We start from the raw sequence: 14,576 nt of genomic DNA on the forward strand, positions 1-14,576 counted from the left end.
GGAGCGAGAGTGGTGGCGCGGTGGACACCGGGGCTGGGCTTGGCGCGGCGGCGCGGGGCAGCAGTGAGACTGGCGCCGCGGCTGGTCGTGGGGCCCTAGCGCATGGCGGCGGGGCTGACACCACGGCTGGCGATGGCGCGGTGAGGCACGCTGGGCGTGGCATCGCACCTGGGGACGAAACGCTTACGCACCCCGGAGAGTCGGGCACCGCGACCGGGCGTGGTGGCCGGACAGCTGACCAGGACAGCCGGCGAGATGAGCTCGGCGAGGCGAAGTCCGGGCCGGAAGCGGACGGCGACGATCAGGGGAGCAACACCGAGCCGACGACTCGCGCTGCCGCGGGTGGCAATTCGCTTGCGGTCAACGATCCTTGGCTGCCACGGCTGAAACTCCCGCCGTCGCTGGAGCCGTTCGAGGAGTACACCGACCAGGCGCTGGCGTCGGCGTCCGCGACGCCGTTCACCAGTAAGCCGGTCATTGAGGACGGTGACCTCGGTGAGCCGTTCCGCAGCGAGTACCCCGACGACCTTCCTCCCGACGCCGGGTTGGCCGATCTCCTCGCGCGTGCACTCGCGGAGCACCAAGCCGGCACGTCCAGCGCAGCCGCCCTGGTGAAGCGGCTCGGCAGCAACTCCACCGACGACCGCCGCACTGTCAACGGGCATGGACGCAACGGGGAGCCACCGGCGAACGGGCGGCACCGTGGTGGTGACCACTGACTCCGCGGAGGTACTGCTGGGCGCAGTCGAGCAGCCCAACAGAACCCAGTACCGATCTCCGCCGGGAGGGACCGCCGCGACCATGCGGAAGTTCGTGAGGGTTAGCACCTGTGCGGGCCACGATGTGTGCCCGTACGGGAATGTCCCCCGAAACACCGCACTATGGTGGGTCTGTTCGGCGTGATCGCGTGATCAAGGCTCAGTGGAGTTGCTTGAAATGAGCTCGACCAGTGTTTCGTCCCGTCCCGGCACCGGCGCCGCGCGGGAAGATCTTCAACGGCGGCCTGCCAGCCCGGAGCAGATCCGGGACGAACTGATCGAGGCCGCCGCCGCCAACGCACCCGACATCGCCGAGCTCATCCGCCTCTACTACCGCCACCTGCCTGCCGAGGAAGTCGTCGGCGACGACCCCGTCGACCTCGTCGGCGCCGTGCGCTCCCACAGCCAGTTCGCCGCCCAGCGCATACCCGGCCGCCCGGGCGTGCGCCTGCTCAACCCCACCACCACCGAGGACGGCTGGACCCGCGAAGCCACCGTCGTCCAGATCGTCACCGACGACATGCCGTACCTGGTCGACTCGGTCACCGCCAAGCTCGCCCGTGACGGCAGCCAAGTGCACCGCCTGGTCCACCCCATCGTCGTCGTCAGTCGCGACCTCACCGGCAAGCTGCTCGACATCCACCCGGACGCCGACGTCGCCGAGCCACCCGAAGGCGCGGCCGCCGAGTCGTGGATGTACGTCGAGATCGATTTGATCACCGACCCGAACCGGGCCCGCGAACTCGAAACCCACCTCACATCCGTCCTCGGCGACGTCCGCGAGGTCGTCGAGGACACCGACAAGATGGTGCGCGCCGCACGGGACGTCGCCACCGAGGTGAGCGAAAAAACCAGCGGCGAACTCCTCGAATGGCTTGCCTCGGGACACTTCACGTTCCTCGGCTACCGCTACTACCAGTTGGCCGAAGGCGAACCGGGTGACGACGGCCCCGCCCTGCGCCCGTCACTCGCGTCCGGCCTCGGGGTGCTCAGGCACGACAACCTCGCCGCCCGCAGCCTCACCAAAGGCCCGGACGCCACGTTCGACACCCGCGAGCCCCAGCCACTCGTGCTGACCCAGGCCAGCGCCCCCTCGACGGTGCACCGCCCGGTGTACCCGTACTACGTCGGCGTCCGCACGTTCGACGAGCACGGCACGGTCACCGGGGAGCACCGCTTCCTCGGCATGTTCACCACCAGCGCGCTGCACGAAGACGTCCTGGACATCCCGGTCGTCGCGCAAAAGGTGCGTGAGGTCATCCACCGCGCCGGTTACCCCATGGAATCGTTCTCCGGCCAGCGGATGCTCGAAGTCCTGCAGAACTGGCCGCGCGCCGACCTGTTCTCCGCCGACTCCGATTCGCTGTACTCCACCGCCATCGGGGCCATCACGCTGTCGGACCGCCGTCGCCTGCGCCTGTTCCTGCGCCGCGACCCCTACGGCCGCTTCTACTCGTGCCTGGTGTTCCTGCCGCGCGACCGGTACACCACCCGCTCCCGCCTGGCGATGCAGGAGGTGCTGCTCGCCGAACTCGAAGGCACCCACCTGGAGTACGCCACCCGCGTCGGCGAGACCGCGCTCGCGCAGATCCACTTCACCGTGCACACCGCACCGGGCAGCAGCCTCGAACCGGACACCCTGCGCATCCAGGAACACCTCAACTCCGTCGTCCGCAGCTGGGACGACCGGATGGTCGACGCGATCCTCGCGGAACGGCGCGAGTCCGGCCGCGGCGCCGGTTCGCTCGGCGAGGAGTCCGCGACCGAACTGGGCCAGCGCTACGCGAACGTGTTTCCCGAGGCGTACAAGGAAGACTTCTCCGCCGTCGAAGCCCTCGCGGACCTGCGGAGCCTGGAAGGCCTGCGCAGCGAGCAGGACCTGACGATGTCTTTCTACGTGCCGGCGCACGCCGAGCCGGGGGAGCGACGCTTCAAGCTCTATCTCCTCGGCGAGGGTGTCACGCTCACCGCGGTGCTGCCGGTGTTGCAGCGGATGGGCGTGGAGGTCGTCGACGAGCTGCCGTACGAGCTGCGCCGCGAAGACGGAACCCGTTGGTGGATCTACGATTTCGGGCTCCGGATCAGTCAGCGTTTCCTCGACGAGCTGACCGGGGAAGCGGAGCGGGACCTGCGCGTGCGGTTCCAGGATGCGTTCGCCGCTGCGTGGCGCGGTGACTGCGAGGTCGACGGCTACAACTCGCTCGTGCTGCGTGCCGGGCTGACCTGGCGACAGGCGTCGGTGCTGCGCGCGTACGCGCGGTACCTGCGCCAGGCCCGCACGCCGTACTCGCAGGAGTACATCGAGTCCGCCGTGCTGGCGCACACCGACATCGCTACCAAGCTGGTAGAGCTGTTCGAGCACCGGTTCGACCTGGCCACCGATCCGGAGACCGACACGCAGGCGGACGCGCTCGTGGGCGAGATCACCGAGATGATCGACGAGGTGACGAGCCTCGACGAGGACCGGATCCTGCGCCGCCTGCTCGCCGTCATCTCCGCGACGCTGCGCACGAACTACCGGGTCACCGACACCGACGGCAACCTGCGCCCGTTCCTGTCGTTCAAACTCGATCCGCGCACCGTGCCGGATCTGCCGGAGCCGCGGCCGAGGTTCGAGATCTTCGTGTACTCGCCGCGGGTGGAGGGTGTGCACCTGCGGTTCGGTGCGGTCGCGCGTGGCGGGTTGCGCTGGTCCGACCGTCGTGAGGATTTCCGCACGGAGATCCTGGGCTTGGTGAAGGCGCAGGCGGTGAAGAACGCCGTGATCGTGCCGGTCGGGGCGAAGGGCGGGTTCGTGGTCAAGCGCCCGCCGGCGCTGACCGGTGATCCGTCGGTCGATCGCGACGCGCAGCTGACCGAGGGCATCGCCTGCTACCGGATGTTCATCTCGGGGCTGCTGGATCTGACCGACAACCGGCTGGAGGGCCGCACCGCTCCGGCGAAGGACGTGGTCCGGTATGACCCCGACGACACGTATCTGGTCGTCGCGGCCGACAAGGGCACTGCGACGTTCTCCGACATCGCCAACGAGGTCTCCGCGAACTACGAGTTCTGGCTCGGGGACGCGTTCGCTTCCGGTGGTTCTGTCGGCTATGACCACAAGGCCATGGGGATCACCGCGCGTGGCGCGTGGGAAAGCGTCAAGCGGCACTTCCGTGAGCTCGGCTTGGACACCCAGCGCGAGGACTTCACGGTCGTCGGCATCGGTGACATGGCCGGGGACGTGTTCGGCAACGGGATGCTGCTGTCCGAGCACATCCGGCTCGTCGCCGCGTTCAACCATCTGCACGTCTTCCTCGACCCTGACCCCGACGCCGCGGCCTCCTTCGCCGAGCGCAAGCGTTTGTTCGCCTTGCCGCGTTCGTCGTGGGAGGACTACGACCGTTCGAAGATCAGCGAGGGCGGCGGCATCTATTCGCGCAATGCCAAGACGATCCCGGTGTCGCCGCAGGCCCGGCGCGCGCTCGGGCTCGGCGAGGACATCACGCACCTGTCACCGGCCGAGCTGATCAAGGCGATCCTGCTCGCTCCGGTGGACCTGCTGTGGAACGGCGGGATCGGTACCTACGTCAAGGCCGGCGGGGAAACGCACGCCGACGCGGGCGACAAGGCCAACGACGCGGTGCGTGTCAACGGCGGCGATCTGCGGGTCAAGGTCGTCGGCGAGGGCGGCAACCTCGGGCTCACCCAGCTCGGCCGGATCGAATTCGCCCGTGCGGGCGGCAAGATCAACACCGATGCGCTGGACAACTCCGCCGGGGTGGACTGCTCCGACCACGAGGTCAACATCAAGATCTTCCTCGACCATCTGGTCACGACGGGGGAGCTCGACCGCGAGCAGCGCAACGAACTGCTGCACGAGATGACCGACGAGGTCGGTGAGCTGGTGCTCGCGGACAACTACCACCAGAACGCCGTGCTGGGCGTCGCCCGTGCGCACGCGTCCGCGATGCTGGGCGTGCATGAGCGGCAGATCGCCGCGCTGGAGTCCTCGGGTGCGCTGGACCGCAAGCTGGAGGCGCTGCCGAGCGAGGCGGAGTTCCGGGCGCGGCAGAAGGCCGGTCACGGCCTGACGTCGCCGGAACTGGCGACGTTGCTCGCGCATGTGAAGCTCGACTTGAAGGACGAGCTGCTCGCGAGCGACCTGCCCGACGGGGAGGCATTCGCGCATCGCCTGCCCGAGTACTTCCCGAAGGCATTGCGGGAGCGCTACGGCGCGGTGGTCGACGAGCATCCGCTGCGCCGCCAGATCATTTCCACGATGCTGGTCAACGAGGTCGTCGACGGGGCCGGGCTCTCCTACGCCTACCGGCTGGCCGAGGAGATGAACGCGACCGCGACCGACGCCGTGCGCGCGTACACCATCGTCACCCGCGTGTTCGGGCTCGACACGTTGTGGCGGGACATCCACGCGCTCGAAAATCAGGTCTCCACGGACATCACCGACGCGATGATGCTCGAATCGCGCCGCCTGCTGGACCGGGCCGCGCGCTGGTTCCTGGCCAACCGGCCGCAGCCGCTGGCGGTCGGCGCGGAGATCAGCCGGTTCGGCGATGCGGTCGCGCAGCTCGCGCCGAAGGTCGGCGAGTTGCTGCGTGGCCGCGAAGCCGAGGCGGTCGAGGCGCGCACGGACCGGTTCTGCGGCGAGGGTTGCCCGCGTCAGCTGGCCCATCAGGTCACGCTGCTGCTGGACGCCTACGGTCTGCTGGACGTCATCGAGGTCACCGAGCTCGCCGAGCGGGAGGCCAGGGTCGCCACCGAGCGCAGCCCGCAGGAGACCGCCGAGCTGTACTACGCGCTGTCCTCGCACCTGAGCGTCGACCGGCTGCTGACCTCCATCAGCGCGCTTGAACGCGGTAACCGCTGGCATGCGCTCGCCCGGCTTTCGCTGCGTGACGACGTGTACTCGTCGCTGCGGGCGATCACCCTGGATGCCTTGCGCCACAGCGATCCTGAGGACTCCGCCGACGAGAAGATCGCGCAATGGGAGAAGGCGAACGCCTCGCGCCTGGCGCGGGCGAGGGTCACCCTCGACGAGATCGGCCAGTCGGGCAGGCTGGACCTGGCGACCCTGTCGGTCGCCGCACGGCAGCTCAGGAGCACGGTGAGGTAACGCGGTGTACGTCGCGATGGTCCGGCCTCGTTGGTCGGACATGGACTCCTTCGGGCACGTCAACCATGCGCGCATGGTGACGTTGCTCGAAGAGGCCCGCATTCCGCTGGTGTTCACCGATGCGGTCAAGGCCGGGCTCCCCGGGTTCGCGGCCGGGATGGTCGTCGTCAAGCTGTCCGTGCACTACCGGGCGCCGGTCGTGGTGAATTCGACGGATCTGCGGGTCGAGATTTCCTTGCGGGACTTGAAGTTTGCCTCGATCACGCTCGACTACACGGTCTACAGTGGATCGTCTACAGAGGACACAATCGCCGCCGTCGCGGACACCGTGCTGGCACCCTACGACGTTTCGACCGGCCGGCCGCGGCGGTTCACCGACGAGGAGCGCGAGTTCCTGAAAGACAGGCTGGCCGATGACTGACAGCACCAAGGCACCGGCGACCGGGTTGCACATTCCCGACGGCGCGGACCGCGAGACGCTCAGTGCGTTCGTCGCCCGCGCGGTCCGGCTGGACGGGATGTGCGCGGTACGGCTGCGCAACCGGGACGAGCAGGTCGTGGAGGCGTGGGTGGTGACGCCGTTCGAGGTGCTGGCCACCCGCGCCGTGCACGGGCAGGTCACCCCGCGCGATGTGACGGTGTCGGGCAACGAGCTGCTCGCCGCGCTGACCGTCGCGCCCGGCGAGCACATGGACCCGGGGCCGCCACGGGATCTGTTGTGGCATGCCGAACTGCCGGCGGGCGGGCAGTGGCGGCACGTGGACGATCTGCCGATCGGGGTCGTGGGGGAGCTGACCGAGCGAGGCGTGGCGCTCGCGCATGACCACGTCGGCCCGCACGGCACGCCGCCGGCGTCGCTGATGGACCAGACCGTGATCACCGTGACCGGCGGCGGACTCGAGGTCAAGATCCCGATGCGCTGCCTGTTCGCGTTGTCGGGTATGGGTTTTGCCGACTCGTCGATCTCCGGTGACCGGGTCCGGGTGACCGCGACGGGCTCCTGGCTGCGTCTGGACGCCCGTTACGGCGCGGTGCTGCGGCGACGGCAGGCCCTCCTGCCGCTGGTGTTCTGACGAGCGGGTCAGCCCCAGCTGTTCATCATGCTCTGCGCGGCCATTTCGAGGTACTGCCACAGTTGCCGGTCGAGTTCCGGTGGCAACTGCGCCTCGTCCACGGCCACACGCATCGCACGCAGCCACGCGTCGCGCTCGATCGGGCCGATCGTGAACGGCGCGTGCCGCATCCGCAGCCGCGGGTGGCCGCGGCGCTGCGAGTAGGTCTGCGGGCCGCCCCAGTACTGCATCAGGAACAGCCGCAACCGCTCCTCGGCGGGGCCGAGATCCTCCTCGGGGTACAGCGGGCGCAGCACCTCGTCGGTCGCGACCTCGGCATAGAACCGGGCGACGATCTTGCGGAAGGTGGGCTCGCCGCCCACGGCGGCGTAGAAGGACTGCGCTTCTGGTTCGGACACGCCTTCTATTGTGCCGCCCCGGGCTGAGTGAGGAACCGGCCCATGGGTGGCTCGAACCCGGCCTCCTCGAGCCCGGAGATCACCTTGGCCCGCAGCGCGCGTTGCACCGACCACTGTTTGCCGGGCCGGACCTTGACCGTCAGCCGGATCGTGATGCCTTCCGGGGTGACGGTTTCCACACCCAGCACCTCCGGCGGTTCCAGTACGTCGGCGGACAGCGGTTCCGCGGACACCGCCCCGTTCGCGACGATGGTGAGCACCTCGACCGCGCGGTCGATGTCGGCGGTGTAGTTGAGTGGCACGTCCACCACCGCGTTCGCGTGGCCCTGGCTGGAGTTACCGACCCGCAGCACCTCGCCGTTGCGCACGTACCAGACGGTGCCCTTCACATCGCGCAACGTGGTGATGCGCAAGCCGACCGACTCGACGGTGCCGCTGGCCGCGCCGATGTCGATCACGTCACCGACGCCGTACTGGTCTTCGAGCATCATGAACATTCCGGACAGGAAGTCCTTGACGAGGTTCTGCGCGCCGAACCCGAGCGCGACGCCGACGATCCCGGCCGAGGCGATGATCGGCCCGAGGTTGATGCCCAGCTCGCCGAGTATCTGGATGAACGCGAGCCCGTAGACGATGAACGACGTCAGCGACTTGAGCACCGAGCCGATCGTCTTGGCCCGCTGGCGGCGCCGCTCGATCACCACAGGGCCGAGCAGTTCCGGCGCGCGTTCCCGCAGCGGGCGCAGCAGCGCGGGCATCCGCCGGCCATTGCCGCGCGGGATTTGCGTGACCCGGTCGATGAGCTTGCGTAACAGCAGCCGGATCAGGAAGGCGACGAGCAGGATCAGGATGATCTTGATGGGCTTGGCCACGAGCCAGCCCGCCGACGCCGCCAGCCACTCGTTGTGCGTTACCTGATACACCTGGTAGCACCATGTGCCGGGGTCGGAAATACAGGTGGGCGTCTCGGTCAGCAGCGGGATCACCGGGTTCTGCGCTCCCTTTCTCGCATCTTGTGCCCTTGTTCACGTGAACGTCCGACGGATGTCACAGGACACGTCTTCTAACACAGGTGCATTTCGGGTGTGATCTGTGGTCGACTATGACCGCACCGGTGGAGGTGGTCGAGTGCCAGACCGACAACCGAACCCTCCCGGCGCCGACGACCACAATCCCGTGGCCGGACCGGCGCCGGAGGTAGTTTTGTGTGCCTATCCGGGTGGGGCTGCCGCAAGTGGCCACCATGCCAGTGGGCCACCTTCGCGAGGCGGCGCAGGACGTGGCTCCCGTCCGCCCGGACAGCGTAGAGGGCGGGATCCGGCGGTCGGCATGGCCCCCATGGGCTGGGGGCGACGGCGGGTGCTCTTGCTCAACGCCACCTATGAGCCGTTGACGGCGCTGCCACTGCGGCGGGCCGTGGTGCTCGTCATGTGCGGCAAAGCCGATGTGGTGCACGGAGATCCGGCCGGGCTGACCCTGCACGCGGCCACCGTGTCGTTGCCGGTGCCCTCGGTGATCCGCCTCTCCACCTATGTCCGGGTGCCCTACCGCGCGCAGGTGCCGCTCACCCGCGCCGGTTTGATGCACCGCGACCGGTACCGCTGCGCCTACTGCGGGGCCAGGGCCGACACGATCGACCACGTCATCCCGCGCAGCCGCGGTGGGCAGCACAGCTGGCAGAACTGCGTGGCCTGCTGCGCGAAATGCAATCACCGCAAGGCCGATCTGCTGTTGTCGGAACTGGGCTGGCATCTGCGAGTGGTGCCGACGGCACCGCACGGCCCGCATTGGCGGCTGCTCGTCCACAGCGGCGAGGCCGACCCCCTGTGGCGACCGTATCTGGGTGTCGCCGCCTGAGAACACGGTGCCCCGGCCGTTTTCGCGGACGGCCGGGGTGATTCTGGTGCCCGGAATCCGGTTCAGGCTGCGGTGACGCGGGTCCCGCACGTCACGCGTGTCCCGCGGGTGACCCTGGTGCCGCGCGTGACCCGGGTACCTGCAGTGACCCTGGTCCCCGGCGTGACCCGGTTGCCCCGCGTGACCCGTGTACCCGCCGTGACCCTCGTGCCCCGCGTCACCCGGTTGCCCCTGGTGACCCGCGTACCCGCGGTAACCCTCGTCCCACGGGTGACCCTCGTACCCTGGCACTCAAGCAAGTCGATCAGTGACAGAACGTGGTCGGCGTTGGGCTGAGCGAGGGTAAGCGCGAGGTTCATGATGTGTCCTCCGGGGACCCAGTGCGTTACTTGGCGGGTAAGGGAGCGGGGCGCAAGGCCCGTACAGGTGAAAAACTACGAGGATTTCACCCCCGGGACAAGCCAATAGCGTTCGGTGCGGCCGGCCGTACGGTGCGTTGCCACCTTTCGCGGAAGGGCCATTCGGCCCTACGCGTGAACCGAATATCGCCACACGGCCGACCTTGGGCCGCCCAAGGTGGATGGTCCGGCTGAGGCCGGTGGCCCATCGGTTAAGGTGCTGACGTGAGCATCGTCCAGACGATTCTGATCTTCGCGTTGATCCCGGGGGTCATCTACGGCATCGTCGCGCTGTTGACGCTGCGGTCGAAGTTCGCCGCGACCCCGCGCTACCGGCCGGGACAGCCGTGGGAGTACCCGCCGATCTGGTGGAGCGCCAACCCCGAAGGCGTCGGTACGCATCGGCAGGTGAACCCCGGCGAGGCGTCGGGGACGGCAGTGGGAGGTGCCCGTGGCAGCTGGTGAACTGGTCGGAGAGAGCCCGGCTGAAGTCGCCGCACCGGAGCCGGAGTTCGGCGTGGGCGTGCTGTCCACCGGGCGCCGCTCGGTGGCCAAGATGTACGAGCCCGCCGCGCCGGCCACGCCGTTCAGCGTGCAGCAGCTCGCCCGTCTCGACGAGGCCCTCACGCTCGCGAGCCGGGAGACGGGTCTCGATTTCAGCGTGTACCTCGGCGAGCTGGGCGGTGACGACACGCGCGTCGCGGCCGAGCGGTTGCACGCCTCGATCGGCGAGGCCGCAGCCAACGCGGTGCTGATCGCGGTCTCACCCGGCGAGCGGGTGGTCGAGATCGTCACCGGCGCGGACGCGTTCCTGCGGCTGCCCGACCGCGCCGCGAAGCTCGCGGTGATGAGCATGGTCGCTTCGTTCAAGGAGGGCGACCTCGTCGGCGGCCTCGTCTCCGGCCTGCGCATGCTCGCCGACCAGGCCGGGCACGCCCCGGCCTGACCCACTGGCACCGCATCAGCCGGCCTCCCGCGCGGGAGGCCGGCTGATGTCGTTACCGGCTCTCGTCGAACTCGCGGGCGGCGAGCGCGCGGACGATCCCCGCGCGCCCTTCCGACACCAGTCGCCGCAACGCGGCAGGACGCTCCTCGGCGAGCCACACATCCGCGGCGTCCACAGTGGACTGATCAACGGCCCACGCCGGGAACAACCCGACCACCACCGGCTGTGCCCGCTCGCTGGACCGCCGCTGCCACACCTCGTCGATCACGTCGAAGTACGTCGCGACATAGCCGCTCAGCAGGTTTTTCTGGCCAGGATGTGAGAAACCACCGATGATCGCGTTGCTGATCGCGTTGGGCAGCTCGTCGTCGTAGACCGCGCGCCGCCACGCCTCCGCCTTGCCTTCCGCGCTCGGCCGCAGCGCCCGCGCGTGCTCGGCACGCCGCCTGCCCGTCGCGGTGTCGTCACGGGCCAGCTCGACGTCGATCTCAGCATCGCCGGTTTTTCCGTGTGCCACCAAGGCATTCAGCAGCCGCCACCGCAGGTCAGCGTCCACGGTCAGGCCCGGCAGCGGAGCCGAACCGTCGAGCCACCCGGCGAGTACGGCGAGCTGTTCCTCGTCCAGCACCGAGCCGGCGAGCGAGTTGACGAACGCCAGCTGGTGATCCGACCCGGCCTCGGCCGCCCGCGCCAGCTCGAGCAGCCGTGCGGTGAAGTCCGGCCAGCCGCGTTCGGTCGCCCACTCGCGCTCCGCGTAGGAGTTCAGCGCGGTCTGCGCCTGCAGCAGAAGTCGTTGCACCACACCGACTTCGGTCTCGGCGTGAATGCCGTGCGAAACGATCGCGACGAAATCGCGTGCCTTGAGCTCGGCCTCCCGCGTCATCTCCCACGCGGCCGACCAGCACAGCGTGCGCGGCAACGGTTCGGTGATATCGGCGATCCGGTCGACCAGCGTGGTCAGCGAACCGGTGTCGAGCCGCATCGTGCAATACGTGAGGTCATCGTCGTTGACCAGCACGAGTTTCCCCGCCGGAGCGCCGATCAGGTCGGGCACCTCGGTGACCTCGCCCTCGACGTCCAGCTCGACCCGCTGCACCCGCACCAACTTGCCGTTGACGTCGTCGTAGACGCCGACCGCGATGCGATGCGTGCGCAGCTCGCCCGCGCCCGGCTTGGCGCCGGTCTGCACGACGGCGAACGACGTGAACCGGCCCTCACCATCGGTGTCGAAACGCGGCCGCAGCGAGTTCAGGCCGGTGGTTTCCAGCCACTGCGCGCTCCACCCCGACAGGTCCCGGCCCGAGGCCTGTTCCAGCGCGGCGAGCAGATCGGCCAAGGTGGCGTTGCCCCACGCGTGCTTGCCGAAGTACACCCGCAGGCCGGCGAGGAAGTTGTCCAGCCCGACGTAGGACACCAGCTGCTTGAGCACGCTCGCGCCCTTGGCGTAGGTGATGCCGTCGAAGTTCACCTCGACCGCCTGCAGGTCGACGATGTCGGCCGCGATCGGGTGCGTCGAAGGCAACTGGTCCTGCCGGTACGCCCAGGACTTCTCGATATTCGCGAAGCTTGTCCACGCGTGCTCGTACTCGGTCGCCTCGGCCTGCGCCAGCACGCTCGCGAACGTCGCGAACGACTCGTTCAGCCACAGGTCGTCCCACCAGCGCATGGTGACCAGGTCGCCGAACCACATGTGCGCCATCTCGTGCAGCAGCGTCTCGGCGCGGCGTTCGTAGGAGTAGCGGGTGACCCGGCTGCGGAACACGTAGTCCTCGAGGAACGTGACCGCGCCGGCGTTCTCCATCGCGCCCGCGTTGAACTCCGGCACGAACAACTGGTCGTACTTGGAGAACGGGTACGGCGTGGCGAAAGCCTTGTGGTAGAAGCCGAATCCCTGCTTTGTCTCGGTGAACAGCCGGTCGGCGTCCATGTGCTCGGCGAGCGACGCGCGGCAGTAGATGCCCAGCGGGATCGTGCCGTGCTCGTCGGTGTACTGATCGTGCCATTCGGCGTACGGACCGGCGACCAGCGCGACCAGATACGTAGAAATGCGTTCCGACGTCGCGAAAACGGTCTTCGTCGCGCCTTCCGGCGTCTTCTCGGTGGACTCGACTCTGGCGTTGGAGACGACCTTCCAGTCGCTCGGCGCGATCACGGTCAGCCGGTACACCGATTTCAGGTCGGGCTGGTCGAAACAGGCGAACATGCGCTTGGCGTCCGCGGTCTCGAACTGGGTGTAGAGGTAGACCGCGTCGTCCACCGGGTCGACGAACCGGTGCAGGCCTTCGCCGGTGTTCATGTACCGGCAGTCGGCGCGCACGACGAGTTCGTTGGCCGGGGCCAGTTCCGGCAGTGCGACTCCGTCGTCCTCGACATAGCCGGACACGTCGAGTTCGCGGCCGTTGAGCGTCGCGGCCCGCACCCGAGCGGCCACGATGTCGACCCACGAGCCGGCACCGGGGCGCGCACTGGCGAACCGGATCGTGGTGGTCGAGTCGAACGTCTTCTCCCCGGGCGCACCGTTTCCGTCGGTGAGATCGAGGAGGATGTCGTAGGACTCGACTTCCAGCAGCTCCGCGCGCGCTTTGGCTTGGTCACGGGTCAGGTTAGGGGCGGGCACAGGCACCTCGTAGCACTAGCGATGGGCAGTTGGATCTGTCTTGCTATCCAATCACGGATGACCGGGGGAACAAGCGGAATGCGCAAGCTGTTGGCGTGGGTGACGATGGCTCACAAGGGAGGACTGCCATGCCTGATCGCGCGCGTGTCGACTTCTACTTCGATCCGGTCTGCCCGTTCGCGTGGATTACGTCGCGCTGGATCCTGGAAGTCGAACAACATCGCGATCTCGATCTGCGGTTCAAGGTGATGAGTCTCGCGGTGCTCAACTCCGGCCGTGACCTGCCCGAGGAGTACCAAGAGATGATGAAGAAGGCGTGGGGTCCGGTGCGGGTCGCGACCGCGCTCGCCCAGTCGAAGGACCAGGGCGTGTTGCGTGACTTCTACACCGAATTCGGTACGCGCTACCACAATCAGGCGAACAAGGACATTCCCACGGTTCTCAAGCAGACCCTCGAAGCGGTCGGCGCGTCGGCGGATCTGGCGGCTGCCGCCGAGTCCACCGAATACGACGAGGCGTTGAAGAAGAGCCACCACGAGGGCATGGACCCGGTCGGGATGGACGTCGGCACGCCGACGATCCACGTCAACGGGGTCGCGTTCTTCGGCCCGGTGCTGAGCTCGATCCCGCGTGGCGAGGACGCGCTGAAACTGTTCGACGGCACCGTGGCGCTGGCTTCGTACCCGGACTTCTTCGAGTTGAAGCGGACCAGGACCGGCGAGCTCAACTTCGAGTGACCTGTTGACGCCGCACGAACGCGGCGTCAACAGGTTCGCCGTGCCCCGGCACGACGGTGCCGGGGTGCAAGGCGAGCAGCTCGTCGATCGCGGACGGCCAATCCGCGGGGTACCCGATCTCCGGTGGCGCGCCCTGCTCGACGAGGTCACCGGCGAACAACACGCCCGCGTCGGGCACGTGGACGGCGACGTCGTGGTCGGTGTGACCGCGCCCGGGGTGCAGCAGCGTCACCTTGCGGCCGCCGAGGTCCAGGGTGACTTCGGCGGTGAACAGGTGACTCGGGGGCACCAGTTCGGCCTCTTCGAGCAACCGGGCGAGTTCGTGTTTGTGTTCGCGGCGAAAGGTTTCCACCCAGGTTTCGCGATCGGCGCCCATCGCGGCCCGGCATCGCTCGTGCGCCCACACCGGGCACGGCAGGAACGGCTTCGTGCCGAAGTGATGATCGAAGTGGGCGTGCGTGAGCACGACGAGCCACGGCACGGTCGTGATTTCCCGGATGGCCGCGGCGAACTCCGCGCCCTGGACCTCGTCGCCGCCGGTGTCCACGACGAGACACCGTTCGGCGCCCACGACAAGGCCGAGCGTCTGGTCGAGGTGGGTGTAGCGCCGGGCGTACACGCCTTCGCCGAGCTCGGTCCATCGCGCCATACCCAGAGCATGCCCCTGCCTGAGCGGGAT

The 14,576-nt window shown here is 68.4% G+C and carries 13 protein-coding genes; 8 read left to right on the forward strand and 5 right to left on the reverse strand.

Annotated elements, in window-relative coordinates; genetic code table 11:
• Window positions 1-140: 140 nt before the first annotated feature.
• From GKO32_RS40225 to GKO32_RS23165, 4 genes are all read left to right on the forward strand, one after another.
• Complete coding sequence (locus GKO32_RS40225; RefSeq protein ID WP_154758996.1) at window positions 141-719, forward strand: hypothetical protein; 579 nt, start codon at window positions 141-143, stop codon at window positions 717-719.
• Between the two features lie 217 nt (window positions 720-936).
• Window positions 937-5,871: an NAD-glutamate dehydrogenase gene (locus tag GKO32_RS23155; protein ID WP_154758997.1), complete on the forward strand. Its 4,935-nt coding sequence runs from the start codon at window positions 937-939 to the stop codon at window positions 5,869-5,871.
• 4 nt (window positions 5,872-5,875) lie between these two features.
• Window positions 5,876-6,292, forward strand: a complete 417-nt coding sequence (locus tag GKO32_RS23160) for an acyl-CoA thioesterase (protein WP_312868404.1) — start codon at window positions 5,876-5,878, stop codon at window positions 6,290-6,292.
• Window positions 6,285-6,944 carry a DUF8010 domain-containing protein gene (locus GKO32_RS23165; protein ID WP_154758998.1) on the forward strand — a complete coding sequence of 220 codons (660 nt, stop codon included), beginning with the start codon at window positions 6,285-6,287 and terminating at the stop codon, window positions 6,942-6,944. The genes GKO32_RS23160 and GKO32_RS23165 overlap by 8 nt, the downstream gene beginning before the upstream one ends.
• Window positions 6,945-6,952: 8 nt before the next feature.
• Here the strand turns inward: GKO32_RS23165 and GKO32_RS23170 are convergent, their stop codons facing one another.
• Together GKO32_RS23170 and GKO32_RS23175 are read right to left on the reverse strand one after the other, a co-directional pair.
• A complete protein-coding gene (locus tag GKO32_RS23170) occupies window positions 6,953-7,342 on the reverse strand; it encodes a globin (protein WP_312868405.1) in 390 nt (129 codons plus the stop codon).
• 5 nt (window positions 7,343-7,347) lie between these two features.
• Window positions 7,348-8,328: a mechanosensitive ion channel family protein gene (locus GKO32_RS23175; protein ID WP_312868406.1), complete on the reverse strand. Its 981-nt coding sequence runs from the start codon at window positions 8,326-8,328 to the stop codon at window positions 7,348-7,350.
• A 373-nt stretch (window positions 8,329-8,701) separates the two neighbouring features.
• Here GKO32_RS23175 and GKO32_RS23180 point away from each other — a divergent pair, with 373 nt between their 5' ends.
• Window positions 8,702-9,199 (forward strand): HNH endonuclease, encoded by a 498-nt coding sequence (locus GKO32_RS23180; RefSeq protein ID WP_312868431.1) that lies wholly within the window; start codon window positions 8,702-8,704, stop codon window positions 9,197-9,199.
• Between the two features lie 62 nt (window positions 9,200-9,261).
• Here GKO32_RS23180 and GKO32_RS40780 read toward each other — a convergent pair whose 3' ends face one another.
• Entirely contained in the window at window positions 9,262-9,558 is a 297-nt protein-coding gene (locus GKO32_RS40780; protein ID WP_154759000.1) for a hypothetical protein, read from the reverse strand.
• Window positions 9,559-9,822: 264 nt separating this feature from the next.
• Here GKO32_RS40780 and ctaJ point away from each other — a divergent pair, with 264 nt between their 5' ends.
• Together ctaJ and GKO32_RS23195 are read left to right on the forward strand one after the other, a co-directional pair.
• A complete protein-coding gene (ctaJ, locus tag GKO32_RS23190) occupies window positions 9,823-10,062 on the forward strand; it encodes an aa3-type cytochrome oxidase subunit CtaJ (protein WP_312868407.1) in 240 nt (79 codons plus the stop codon).
• Window positions 10,049-10,543: a DUF5130 family protein gene (locus tag GKO32_RS23195; RefSeq protein ID WP_312868408.1), complete on the forward strand. Its 495-nt coding sequence runs from the start codon at window positions 10,049-10,051 to the stop codon at window positions 10,541-10,543. The genes ctaJ and GKO32_RS23195 overlap by 14 nt, the downstream gene beginning before the upstream one ends.
• Window positions 10,544-10,595: 52 nt before the next feature.
• On the opposite strand, the gene pepN is transcribed toward GKO32_RS23195, so the two are convergent.
• Window positions 10,596-13,160 (reverse strand): aminopeptidase N, encoded by a 2,565-nt coding sequence (gene pepN / locus GKO32_RS23200; RefSeq protein ID WP_312868409.1) that lies wholly within the window; start codon window positions 13,158-13,160, stop codon window positions 10,596-10,598.
• A gap of 128 nt (window positions 13,161-13,288) precedes the next feature.
• Here pepN and GKO32_RS23205 point away from each other — a divergent pair, with 128 nt between their 5' ends.
• On the forward strand, window positions 13,289-13,897 hold the full coding sequence (locus GKO32_RS23205; RefSeq protein WP_154759001.1) for a mycothiol-dependent nitroreductase Rv2466c family protein: 609 nt from the start codon (window positions 13,289-13,291) through the stop codon (window positions 13,895-13,897).
• Here the strand turns inward: GKO32_RS23205 and GKO32_RS23210 are convergent.
• On the reverse strand, window positions 13,884-14,546 hold the full coding sequence (locus GKO32_RS23210; RefSeq protein WP_154759002.1) for an MBL fold metallo-hydrolase: 663 nt from the start codon (window positions 14,544-14,546) through the stop codon (window positions 13,884-13,886). The two genes, GKO32_RS23205 and GKO32_RS23210, sit on opposite strands and share 14 nt — an antisense overlap.
• Window positions 14,547-14,576: the final 30 nt, after the last annotated feature.

It is taken from the genome of Amycolatopsis pithecellobii (genome assembly GCF_009707865.1).
Classification (GTDB): Bacteria; Actinomycetota; Actinomycetes; order Mycobacteriales; family Pseudonocardiaceae; genus Amycolatopsis_E; species Amycolatopsis_E pithecellobii.